The following is an 11,823-nucleotide window of genomic DNA, read 5'->3' on the forward strand; positions in this document are numbered from 1 at the left end:
GATCACCGTTGTCCGCCGTTCTGCGGCCTCGCGTGACGCGTGGTGCCGGATCATCGGCTCGTGCGGTGGAAGAACAGGGTGGCCGGCGGCGTCAACGGCCCCGTGGTCCAAGCGCACACCATCCACGGCGGGGTCCACCTGCACGGTGGCGCGTCAGCCGCCGGCGAGTACCTGCGGCAGGTGGAACGCATCGCGCCGGCCGAGCTGGTCGGCCGCGACGCCGAGCGCCGTCTGCTGGCGGAGTTCTGCACGTCACCCGAGACCGAGGGGCGGTACACGTGGTGGCGCGCGGACGCCTGGTCGGGCAAGACGGCGTTGCTGTCGTGGTTCGTGCTGAACCCGCCGCCGAAGGTGCGGGTGGTGTCGTTCTTCGTCACCGCGCGACTGGCCGGCCAGAACGACCGGTACGCGTTCCTGAACAACCTGCTCGTCCAGCTCCTGGCACTGCTCCGCCGACCCCGGTACCAGCCGGTCACCCCGACCCTGGAGATCGAGGTGCTGGGTCTGCTGGCGGAAGCCGCCGAGCTGTGCCGCGCGCGAGGCGAGCACTTCGTGCTGATCGTCGACGGGTTGGACGAGGACCGCGGGTTCGACGGGAGCCCCGACGCGCACAGCGTCGCCGCGTTCCTGCCGGTCAGACCGCCGGGAGGGATGAGGGTGATCGTGTCCGGCCGACCGTTCCCGCCGATCCCGCAAGACGTACCGGAGGACCACCCGCTGCGTGATCCGGGAGTCGTGCACCGGCTCACCCCGTCCTCGGAGGCCCGGACGATGCGGATCGAGATGGAAAGGGATCTGAAACGGCTCGTCGGCGGCACGGCGACCGACCGGGACCTCTTGGGCATGCTCACGGCCTCCGGCGGCGGCCTTTCGATCCGGGACCTCGCCGAGTTGACCGGCACCTCGGTGCGGCAGGTCGAGGACCGGCTCCACACCGTCGCGGGCCGGAGCTTCGTCAGCCGCCCGGGTGCCTCGTCGGACGTCTACCTGCTGGCGCACGAGGGACTGCGGCGCACGGCGGTCGACGTCCTGGGGCCGCAGGTGGACACCTACCGGGAACGGCTGCACCGCTGGGCCGACAGCTACCGCGACCGGCGTTGGCCCCCGGACACGCCCGGCTACGTACTGCTCGACCACTACGCCCTGCTGACGGCGACCGGTGACGTCGACCGGGTGGTGGAGCACGCCACCGACCCCGATCGCCACCGCCGCCTGCGCGTCCTCACGGGCACGGACGGTGCCGCACTGGGCGACATCGCCGCTGCCCAGGACCTCCTCCTCCGTCAGGAGGAACCGGACGTGGTGGCGCTGATCCGCCTGGCGGTACACCGGAACCGCCTGCACCAGCGCAACAGCGCGGTGCCTTCGAACCTGCCGGCGGGCTGGTCGCGCCTCGGTGAGCACGAGCGGGCGGAACAGCTGGTCGAGGCCATGCCCGACCTCCTCCACCGCGTCGACGCCCTCTTGCTGATGTCCTCCACGACGCGGGGTGGGGGAGATCCCGATCGCGCGGACGCGCTGCTGGACAAGGCCGCGGAACTCGCGCTGCCGCTCAACCAGTTTCTGGGGGCGTGGTCCCTGACGTCCGTGGCCAAGGCGTACGCGGCGGCGGGGAACCACGACGGTGCGCGGCATTGCGTCGACCACATCGGCTCCGACATGGAGCGTGCCGAGGCATTGGCCGACCTGGCCGCCCAAGCCGCTGCTGCCGGGGATCGCGCCGCGGCCGCCGATCTGCTCGCCGAATCGGACGAGATCCTGGATTCCTTCATCCAGGGTGCGTCCGAGGAATCGGTCTCCTTCACCTTGCGCAGGCCCGCCGTGGACAACCTCGTCGCCACAATGCTCGCGGCGGCGGAACTCGGCGACTCCGATCGCGTCACGAGCCTTCTCCAGGACGTCGAGGAACGGTTGTCGGAAGAAGAGCGTCTGACCAGCCTGGCGTCGGCCATCACCGGGATCGCGAGCGTGGGCGACCACGACCGCGCCATCCGGCTCATGCGGCCGGTCGACCACCGGGTGCCCGACTGGGCGTCGAGGTCGGTGATCCGGATCGTGGCCCGCGACGACCCCGCGCGGGCCGAGTCGCTCGCCCGCGCGACCGACGACGACGTCGACCTGTGTGCCGGATTCGCGGAAGTGGTCCGCGTCATCGCCCCACAGCACGGCGACCGCGCGCGGCAACTCGTCGCCGACATCGAGGACGTCGCCGACCGCCTGCCGGACCCGGCGCGTCGGAGCGAGGCCATGCTGTTCCTGGCCGGCGCGCTGGCCGAGATCGGCGACGTCGACCGCGCGTCGGCGATCACCCGCAGGCACGCGTCGCAGGCCCGGAACGCACCCGAACGGGTGCTGTCCGTCGCCGCCGCCGCGCTGCGGAAGAACGACCTGGCGGCCGGGCGCGAGTTCCTCCTGCTGACAGAGGAGTTGGCGTCCACGTGGTCCGGTCTCGACGGGGGCGCCGACGAGCAGCGGTGGGTCCTGTGGATCAGGACCATGGTCGACGTCGGTGACGTCGAGCGCGCCGAACGGCTGGCCGGGTCGCTGGGTGACGAGACCGCCCGGTCAGCGTCGTGGGCGGCAATCGCGGAAGGCACGGCGGGTCGGGGCATGCTCGACGTGGCCGCGCACGCGCTCGAGCGGGTCTCCGTGCCTGCCTTGCAGCGACGTGCCCGGTTGGAGCTGATCCGTCGGCTGGCCGTGGTCGGTGACGTGGACCAGGCGACGTCCATCGCTCGCGCCGCGGCACACGACGCGCACCGAGCCGTCGCGTTGGGTCTGGTCGCCCAGGCGTTCCGCGAGAACGCCCTATTGGATGACGCGGCGTGCATCGCCGCGTCCCTGACAGATCCGCTTGAACGCCTCGACACCGTGCTGCACCTGCTGATGTTCGCCGCGCGGCTCGCCGACGACGAGCGCGCGACCGCCCTCACGGCACAGGCTCATGCCGTCGCGCAGGCCATCGAGGACAGCACCGACGACCGCACGTCCACCCTCGGAGCCAGGCAGGTCGCACGCCTGCTCCCCGCCCGGGTCAGGACCGCCACGGAACTCGAAGAGGCACTGGAACAGATCACGCCCCGGACCGCCGGGCTCTCGGACGACGACATCGCCAACGTCGTCCCGGTCCGCGACATGTTCCGCTCCCACCTCGTCCCGGTACCCGAGCGCACGTTGGCGTGGAGACTCACGACCGAGGACTGGCGGTACCACGTCGAGGAGGTTGTCGGGCTCCGGCCGGACGCCTACGCCGCCGTGGTCGCCGAGCTTGATCGTGTGGGCGGAGCCCGAGCGTGACGGCCGGCGCCGGCCGGTCACAGGTACCGCTTGAGCTCCCGCTTCGCCAAGGACATCCGGTGCACCTCGTCGGGCCCGTCGGCCAGGCGCAGCGTCCGCGCCGCGGCCCACAGCTCGGCCAGCGGGAAGTCCTGGCTCACGCCACCCGCGCCGTGCGCCTGGATCGCCTTGTCCAGCACCCACTCCGCCATGATCGGCGTGCCGATCTTGATGGCCTGGATCTCGGTGTGCGCGCCCTTGTTTCCGACGGTGTCCATCAGCCACGCCGTCTTGAGCACCAGCAGCCTGGCCTGCTCGATGCGCACCCGCGCCTCGGCGATCCACTCCTGCACCACGCCCTGGCGGGCGATCGGTTGGCCGAACGCCACCCGCGAGACGACGCGGCGGCACATGAGTTCCAAGGCCCGTTCGGCGATGCCGATCAGCCGCATGCAGTGGTGGATGCGGCCGGGGCCCAGGCGGGCCTGGGCGATCGCGAAGCCCTCGCCCTCGCCGGCGATGAGGTTGTCGGCGGGCACGCGGACGTCCTCGAACACGATCTCGGCGTGGCCGCCGTGGGAGGCGTCGGTGTAGCCGAACACGTGCATGCCGCGCTTGACGTGCACGCCCGGCGTGTCGCGCGGCACCAGGATCATGGCCTGCTGGCGGTGCCGTTCGGCGTCGGGGTCGGTCTTGCCCATCACGATGAAGATCGCGCAGTTCGGGTTCATCGCGCCCGACGACCACCACTTGCGGCCGTTGATGACGTACTCGTCGCCGTCGCGCACGATGCTGGTGGCGATGTTGGTGGCGTCGGAGGACGCGACGTCGGGCTCGGTCATGCAGAACGCGGACCGGATCTCGCCGTCCAGCAGGGGCCGCAGCCACTGCTTCTTCTGCTGCTCGGTGCCGAACATCGCCAGCACCTCCATGTTCCCGGTGTCCGGCGCGGCGCAGTTGAGCGCCTCGGGCGCCAGGTGCGGGCTGCGGCCGGTGATCTCGGCCAGCGGCGCGTACCGCAGGTTCGTCAGGCCACCGCCGTGTTCGGCGTCGGGCAGGAACAGGTTCCACAGGCCCTGCCTGCGGGCCTCGGCCTTCAGCTCCTCCAGCACCGCCGGCCGGGCCCACGGGTCCTCGGCCTCGGCCAGCTGCCGCTCGGCGACCGGTTCGGCGGGGTAGACGAACTCGTCCATGAACCGCAGCAGCTTCTCGCGCAGTTCCTCGGTCTCGGCGTCGTAGGCGAAGTCCATCAATGCTCCCCTGAGGTCGCGGCGAGTCCCTGCCGCACCAGCGGCAGGGTGAGTTGGCCGATCTGGTCGAACCCCGCGCCCACGGTCTTGCCGCGGGTGAAGCGGAAGTGGATGCCTTCGAGGATCACGGCGAGCTTGAAGTACGCGAACGCCGTGTACCAGGCCAGGTTGCCGGTGTCGGCGCCGCTGCGCTCGGCGTAGCGGCGCACCAGCTCCTCGGTGTCGGCGAAGCCGGGCAGCGTGGGCACGGTGCCGGTGATCGGGTCCTCCTCCCGAGCGCCGATGCCGTTCCAGTACACGCACAGCAGGCCGACGTCGGCGAGCGGGTCGCCCAGCGTCGCCATCTCCCAGTCGAGCACCGCGCTGATGTCCAGCGGGTCACGGGTGACCAGGACGTTGTCCAGCCGGTAGTCGCCGTGCACGATCGTGGCGCGCGCGGAGTCGGGGACGCTGCCGGCGAGCCGATCGCGCAGCTCGTCGATGCCGGGCAGCTCGCGGCTGCGGGAGGCGTCCAGTTGCTTGCCCCAGCGGGCGACCTGGCGCTTGAGGAACCCGTCGGGGCGGCCGAAGTCGGCCAGGCCCACCTCGGCCGGGTCGACGGCGTGCAGGTCGGCGAGCACGTCGACGAGCCGTTCGGACAGGGCGCGGGCGGAGTCGGGGGTCAGCCACGGGCACTGGTCGCGGTGCCGCAGCGCCACCCCCGGCACCTCTTCCATCAGGTAGAACGGCGCGCCGATGACCTCGGTGTCCTCGCACAGCAGCTCGACGCGCGGCACCGGCACGGCGGTGTCGGCCAGGGCCTTGATCACCCGGTGTTCGCGGGCCATGTCGTGGGCGGTGGCCAGCACGTGCCCCAGCGGCGGGCGGCGCAGCACCCAGCGCCGGTCGCCGTCGGTGACCCGGTAGGTCAGGTTGGACCGGCCGCCGGGGATGAGCTCGCCGGTCAACGGGCCGGTGCCCAGGTGGGCGGCGAGCCGGTCGAGGTCCAGGCCCGGTAGTCCGGTCATGCGGCGATTCCCCTGAGCCGGGCGATCACGGCGCGCGTCGTGTCGGCGTCGGTGTGCCGGTGGGCGTGCAGGCCGACCGCCTGCGCCGCCTCGACGTTGACCGGTGCGTCGTCGAAGAACACGCACCGGTGGGCGGGCAGGCCGATCAGGTCCAGGGCGTGGTGGAAGATGCGCGGGTCCGGCTTGCGCAGCCCGACCCGGCCGCTGATCACGATCGTGTCGAACAGCTCCAGCAGCAGCTCTTCGGGGTAGCCCTCGCCCCAGCTGTTGGACAGCAGCACGGTCCGCAGGCCGTCGGCGCGCAGTTCGCGGACCAGCTCCACCATCTTCGGGTCGGTGACGGCGCCGCCGAACATGCGGCGCAGCAGGCCTTCGGTCGCGACCTCGCGCCCGTCGAGCGTGAGCAGCTCCGCCGCCAGCAGCGCCTCGAACTCCGCGACCGTCAGTTCGCCGGTCTCCAGGCGGGCGACCGGGTTGTCGGGCGCCGCGTCCCGCGCCATCCAGTTCCGGATGGCCCGGCGGTAGCGGTCCGGGTCGATGTTCTCCGCAGTCAGCCAGTCCTCGATGAAGGTGGGCACGGAGACCGTGAGCACGCCACCCCAGTCCAGCACCACCGCGTCGATGCGCCGTTCGTCCACGCCGAGAGGGTACCGACCGGTCGGTATGTAGGCAACCGCGGCGGGGGTCGCCGATTGTTGCCACCGGAAGTGGACCGCGGCCCCGCCGGAGTGTTCCGGCGGGGCCGCGGTGGGCGTGCGCAGGTGGAGGGTCGAGCGGGCCGCTCGCACGTCACCGCCGGTCGCGGCCGGGTCAGGCTCCAACCGGGCCGCGCAGGTCATCTTCAGCCGTTCCGGGGCGACGGTGAGCTGTCGGCTGCGCGAGAACGGTACCTGCGACCGGTGCTCAGCCGAACAAGAAGACGATGTTGGCCGAGCCGGGGCTGTTGTAGTTGCGCAGGTGCCATGGCCTGGGGTTCTGCCCCTCGAAGACGATACCGGGGGTGTCGTCGCCGTCACCGTCCCAATCGCCGACCAACTGGTGACCCATGGTGCCGTAGGTGAACGTGATGTTCGCGATTCCGGGGGTGTTGCTGTTGCGCAGCATCCACGTGTTCGCGGGAGAATTCCAGTTGAACAAGCCCGCGGTGTCGTCGCCGTCACCATCCCAGTCACCGACCACAGGAATGGAGCCGGTGCCGTAGGCGAACGTGATGTCCGCGATTCCGGAGCTGTTGCTGTTGCGCAACATCCACGTGTTCGCGCCGGCGGAGTTCAAATGGACCAGCCCCGGCGTGTCGTCGCCATCACCATCCCAGTCCCCCACTACGGGATAAGAGCCGTTGCCGTAGACGAACGTGATGTTCGCGAATCCGGGGGTGTTGCTGTTGCGCAGCAGCCACGTGTTCGTACCGTTGGGGTTCAACTGGACCAGCCCCGGCGTGTCGTCGCCGTCGCCATCCCAGTCCCCGACCACCGGCCAACCGCCGTTGCCGTAGGCGAACGTGATGTCCGCGACTCCGGTGGTGTTGCTGTTGCGCAGGTAGAACGTGTTCGTCCCGCCGCGGGCGCCTAGCACGAACAGGCCCGGCGTGTCGATGCCGTCACCGTTCCAGTCCCCGCTGAGCGTCGTCCCGTTGCTGCTGGAGTACCCGGTGATCGGCGACGACGAGTCGGCGGCAGCCGGTGACCCGACCAGCGCGGGCAGTGTCGCGACCATCGCGGTGGCGAACAGGATCCCGGTATGCCGAGCGTATCTCTTGGCCATGGAATTTCCCCCTCGATCGGTGTGGACCATTCCTGTGTAGCGTCGATCGGTTGTGCACGATCGGACGCTGGACACTGGACAACGGACCGTGCACAATCGCCCTGGGGGATGGGGGTGGCGCGTTGCCTCGTGGCGAACGCCCGTTGGGTGATGAAGATGACGAACTCGTGCGATTCGCCAGGGATCTCCGGCGACTTCGGGAGAAGGTGGGGCGGCCGTCGTATCGGGAACTCGGTGCGCGGGCGCATGTGTCCGCTTCGGCGTTGTCGGCGGCTGCCGGCGGCCGGAAACTGCCCAGCCTCGCGATCGCGTTGGCCTATGTCCGCGCCTGTGACGGGGATTCCGGAGAATGGGAGAAACGCTGGCACGAGGTCGCCGCCGAACTCGCACGGCGGACGGAACCCGAGCCGCTCGCCCCCGAGGCTCGTGCTCCTTATGTGGGTTTGAGCGCGTTCCGGGAGAGTGACGCGGACCTGTTCTTCGGCAGAGGGGACCTGCTCGGGAGGCTGAGCGCGCGGGTCCGCGCGAACCGCCTTGTCGCGGTGGTCGGAGCCTCGGGCGCGGGGAAGAGTTCGCTGTTGCGGGCGGGGCTGCTGCCGGCACTCCGGGCCGAGAAGTCGGTGGTCATCATGATGACGCCGGGGCGGCACCCGATCGAGGAGTGCGCGATCCAGCTCGCCACCCCGCTCGGGACCAGCCCGGCCACGTTGTCCGACGACCTGTCCGAGGACGCACGCGGTCTGCACCGGCTGGTACGGCAGGTGCTCACCGGCCGGTCCGACGACGCCGAGCTGATCCTCGTCGTGGATCAGTTCGAGGAGGTCTTCACGCTCTGCGGTGACCAGCGGGAACGCTCGCGGTTCATCGAGCTGCTGGTGACCGCGGCGGGCGCGGAGAACAGCCGGGCGCGGATCGTGCTGGGGGTCCGGGCCGATTTCTACGGTCATTGCAGCCGGTACCCGGAACTGGTCGAGGTGTTGCAGGACCACCAGGTGGTGGTCGGCCCGATGTCGGGACAGGATCTCCGTGACGCGATCACGAAACCGGCGACGCGCGTGGACTGCTCGGTGGAATCGGCCCTGCTGGCGACCTTGTGCACCCACGCCGACAGTGAGGTCGGCGTCCTGCCGCTGCTCTCGCACGCGCTGCTGGAAACCTGGCGGCGGCGGCGCGGGAACTCCCTCTCACTGGCCGGGTTCCAGGCGGCCGGTGGGATCGACGGTGCTCTGCGGCAGACCGCGGAGGCGGTGTACCACTCCTTCGAACCGCGTCAGCGACAGGTGGCGCGGGATCTGTTCCTGCGGTTGACCGCGCTGGGCGAGGGCACCGCGGACACCAAGCGCCGCATCACCCGTGCCGAACTCGACGGCCAGGACGCCGATCTCGCCGTGGTGCTGGAGCGGCTCGCGGCCGCGAGGCTGCTCACGCTCGACCGCGACACGGTCGAGATCGCGCACGAGGCGCTCATCAGGTCCTGGCCGCGGCTGCGTGAGTGGCTGACCGAGGACCGGGAATCGCTGCACCTGCACCGGCGGCTGACCGAGTCCGCGGCGGACTGGGACAGCCATGGGCGGGACCCGGGGTTGCTCTACCGCGGCGTCCGGCTGGCCGCCTGGGAGCGCCGACCCGAAACCGCGCTCAACGATCAGGAGCGGGAGTTCCTGGCGGCCTGCCGAGCCGATGCCCTGCGGGAGCACGCCGCCGCGCGGCGCCGGCGGAACCTGGTGGTCCTGGGCCTGAGCTGCGCGCTGGTGGTGGTCAGCCTCCTGGCCGGGCTCGCCGTCGTCCAGGCGGACCGGGTGGCGACCGAACGCGACCTGGCCTCGCACCGGCAGCAGGTGGCCGCCGCCCGCGCCGAGCTGGCCAGGCAGCCGGAACTCGGGTTGTCGCTGGCCGTGCGGGCGTTCGACAGCTCGCCGTCCGCCGAGGCGGCGGCGGTGTTGCGCCAGGCGGTGGCCGATTCCCGTGGCCGGGCCGCGCTGGACACCGGCCAGGGCTACCTCTCCGGACTCGCCATGAGCTCCAGCGGCGCCAAGCTGGCGAGTGCCGGGTACGACGGCACGGTCCGGATCTGGGATCGGGCCGGGGACGTGCTCGGCAGGAAGCCCATGGTGCTGGCCACCGGCGGCTCGGTCGCCGGGGTCGACTTCAGCCCCGATGGCCTGCTGCTGGCCACCGTGGGTGCGGGTGGCGCGGCGACGCTGTGGGATGTCGGTTCGGGCACCCCGCGTCGAGCGCTCCCCGGCCACACCGGGAACGTGAACGCCGTGGCGTTCGGCCCTTCCGGGCAGCTGGCCACCGGTGGTGACGACGGCACCGTCCGCCTGTGGGATCCGGCGGCCACCGAACCGCGGGTGCTCCCCGCGCCCGGCCGGGTGCTGACCCTGGCGTTCGATCCGAGCGGGCAGCGGCTCGCGGTGGGCGGGGACGACCGGGTCATCCGCATGTGGCCGGTCGGGACGCCGGGCGATCCCGAGGTGCTGACCGGCCACACCCACCACGTCAAGGCGCTGGTCTTCAGCCACGACGGCGGCCGACTGGCCAGTGCGGGCGGGGACGGCGCGGTGCGGGTCTGGCATCTCGGTGGCGGGCAGCCCGAGGAGGTGTTCGACAGTCACACCAGCGAACTCACGTCGGTGGTGTTCGGGCCGGACGGACGTTCCGTCGTCACCGGCGGCAGTGACGGCGTGCTCCGGCTCTGGGACGTGACCGCGAGGACCGAACCGTTCGAGCTGCGCGGGCATGCGGGCGGCGTGGCGGGAGTGCGGTTCAGCCCGGACGGCACGCGTCTGGTCAGCGCCGGGGCCGATGGCACCCTGCGCCTGTGGGATCCCGCGGGCGGGGAGGTGCTCGCCCTGCCCGCCGGGCACCAGGGCCCCGCGCTGGACACGGCCGTGACCCCGGATGAGACGACCGTGGTCAGCGGCGGCTACGACGGCACCGTGCGGGTCTGGAGCACCGGGTCCGGTGGGTCGCCGACGGTCCTCCAGGGCGGTCGGGACACGGTGCTCCGTGTCGCCGTCAGCGCCGATGGCCGCCGGGCCGCCGCGCTCGCCGAGGACTGGGTCATCCGCGTCTGGGACATCGGCAGCGGCAGGCTGCTGCTCACCCAGCCGTCGAATCCGGACGCGCTGGGAGTGGCGCTGAGCCCGGACGGCCTGCTGGTGTCGGGTTCCGGGCCGGAAGGGTCGGTGCACCTGTGGCGGGTCGACGAGCCCATCCGGCCGACGGTGCTGCGAGGGCACCGGCATTCCGTGCGCCGGACAGCTTTCAGCCCCGACGGCGGGCGGCTGGTGAGCGCGTCCGACGACGGCACCCTGCGCGTCTGGGACACCCGCACTGGTGCGCCGCTGCACGTGCTGGGGGCGGGGGAGGACCGGGTCATGTGGAGCGTCGAGTTCAGCCGGGACGGAACCGGGATCGTCGCCGGGACACAGGACGGGACCGTGCTGCTGTGGGCCGCGGACGGGTCCGGGCCGCCGGTCGTCCTGCGCGGTCACGAGGGCATGGTGTGGGACGTGGCCTACAGCCCGGACGGCCGGTGGGTAGCCAGCACGGGCAGCGACAAGACGGTCAGGTTCTGGCCCGTCGGCGACGGTCAGGCGCCGGTCGTCGTCCGCTGGAGCGGGCCGATGGCCCCGTCGGTCACCTACGGCCGGAACGCGCAGCGGCTGGTCAGCGCACATGCCGACGGCGTGACGCGGCTGTGGACCTGCGAACCCTGCGCGCCGATCGAGCAGGTCCGGGCACTGGCCGCGCAGCGAACCGAACGCGGCCTCCGGCCCGCCGACGCCTGAGCGGGTGTGGTGGGGTCGGGTTGTGCGGGTCGGCGTCAGGTCGGTTCGGGTCGGGCGTTGCGCAGGCGGATGCCGCTGAAGCCGAGCGTGCTCGCGGTCACCCGGTGCCAGAACGGCCACAGGTCGGCGGTCAGCCGCAGCTCGATGCCCGCTTCCTCGTGCAGCACGAGCAGGTCGCCGACCGGCTCGGGCGGGCCGAGCGGTTCGACGGGTTCGGTGGCCACGTGGGCGTTGGGCGGCTCGCCGAACGGCCGGAACGCCCGTGCGTCGAACCGGTAGGCGTACAGGCGGGCGGTCCGCAGCCGGTGCAGCCAGCCGAACTCGATCACGTGCACCCGTTCGGCGCCCAGCCACGCCCGGTCCTCGGCGCGTGTGGTCGGCTCGACCCATGCCATCGCGCGTGGGCACTGGCGTGGGAACCAGTAGTCGGGCGACCGCCGGTGGTCCACGGCCCACACGTAGGCCTCGGGCTGTCGTGCCGTCCCCGCGACGTGCGGCTCGAACCGGGTGATCGTGGGGTCTTCGGAGAAGTGCAGCACTTCGCCGGGCGCCGGTCGCATGATCGGGGATCTTCGTGCACGCCCGCGGGCACCGGCCACCGATTTCCGCCGGACGCGTCCGCACCCGATTGGCCGCACCCGCCAGTCCGCGTCACACGTCCGCGCACGGACAGTCCGCATGACACGTCCGCGCACGACATGCCCGTGCCCGCGATGGCTCTGCCCGCGA

At 71.7% G+C, this 11,823-nt stretch carries 7 protein-coding genes; 2 read left to right on the forward strand and 5 right to left on the reverse strand.

Going from position 1 to position 11,823, the window contains the following annotated elements:
* Nucleotides 1-60: 60 nt before the first annotated feature.
* Nucleotides 61-3,297, forward strand: coding sequence for a hypothetical protein (locus ACYVLT_RS00990; RefSeq protein WP_461118133.1), 3,237 nt, complete (start codon nucleotides 61-63; stop codon nucleotides 3,295-3,297).
* A 17-nt stretch (nucleotides 3,298-3,314) separates the two neighbouring features.
* Here the strand turns inward: ACYVLT_RS00990 and ACYVLT_RS00995 are convergent, their stop codons facing one another.
* The 4 genes from ACYVLT_RS00995 to ACYVLT_RS01010 all read right to left on the reverse strand — a co-directional run bounded on the left by ACYVLT_RS00995 (nucleotide 3,315) and on the right by ACYVLT_RS01010 (nucleotide 7,297).
* Nucleotides 3,315-4,526, reverse strand: coding sequence for an acyl-CoA dehydrogenase family protein (locus ACYVLT_RS00995; RefSeq protein WP_461118134.1), 1,212 nt, complete (start codon nucleotides 4,524-4,526; stop codon nucleotides 3,315-3,317).
* On the reverse strand, nucleotides 4,526-5,533 hold the full coding sequence (locus ACYVLT_RS01000) for a phosphotransferase family protein (protein WP_461118135.1): 1,008 nt from the start codon (nucleotides 5,531-5,533) through the stop codon (nucleotides 4,526-4,528). Before ACYVLT_RS01000 ends, ACYVLT_RS00995 begins: the two co-directional genes overlap by 1 nt.
* Nucleotides 5,530-6,171 carry an HAD family hydrolase gene (locus ACYVLT_RS01005; RefSeq protein ID WP_461118136.1) on the reverse strand — a complete coding sequence of 214 codons (642 nt, stop codon included), beginning with the start codon at nucleotides 6,169-6,171 and terminating at the stop codon, nucleotides 5,530-5,532. Before ACYVLT_RS01005 ends, ACYVLT_RS01000 begins: the two co-directional genes overlap by 4 nt.
* A gap of 265 nt (nucleotides 6,172-6,436) precedes the next feature.
* Nucleotides 6,437-7,297 carry a hypothetical protein gene (locus ACYVLT_RS01010; RefSeq protein ID WP_461118137.1) on the reverse strand — a complete coding sequence of 287 codons (861 nt, stop codon included), beginning with the start codon at nucleotides 7,295-7,297 and terminating at the stop codon, nucleotides 6,437-6,439.
* Between the two features lie 443 nt (nucleotides 7,298-7,740).
* On the opposite strand from ACYVLT_RS01010, the gene ACYVLT_RS01015 reads away from it, so the two are divergent.
* Nucleotides 7,741-11,094 (forward strand): nSTAND1 domain-containing NTPase, encoded by a 3,354-nt coding sequence (locus ACYVLT_RS01015; protein ID WP_461118138.1) that lies wholly within the window; start codon nucleotides 7,741-7,743, stop codon nucleotides 11,092-11,094.
* A gap of 35 nt (nucleotides 11,095-11,129) precedes the next feature.
* Here ACYVLT_RS01015 and ACYVLT_RS01020 read toward each other — a convergent pair whose 3' ends face one another.
* Nucleotides 11,130-11,654, reverse strand: a complete 525-nt coding sequence (locus ACYVLT_RS01020; protein WP_461118139.1) for a DUF6886 family protein — start codon at nucleotides 11,652-11,654, stop codon at nucleotides 11,130-11,132.
* Between the last annotated feature and the right edge of the window lie 169 nt (nucleotides 11,655-11,823).

It is taken from the genome of Saccharothrix stipae (genome assembly GCF_054781895.1).

Excerpts from the sequence above, each read along its gene's own strand:
- ACYVLT_RS01010 (WP_461118137.1), bottom strand. The coding sequence starts at position 7,297 with ATGGCCAAGAGATACGCTCGGCATACCGGGATCCTGTTCGCCACCGCG.
- ACYVLT_RS01020 (WP_461118139.1), bottom strand. The coding sequence starts at position 11,654 with ATGCGACCGGCGCCCGGCGAAGTGCTGCACTTCTCCGAAGACCCCACG.
- ACYVLT_RS00995 (WP_461118134.1), bottom strand. The coding sequence starts at position 4,526 with ATGGACTTCGCCTACGACGCCGAGACCGAGGAACTGCGCGAGAAGCTG.
- ACYVLT_RS01000 (WP_461118135.1), bottom strand. The coding sequence starts at position 5,533 with ATGACCGGACTACCGGGCCTGGACCTCGACCGGCTCGCCGCCCACCTG.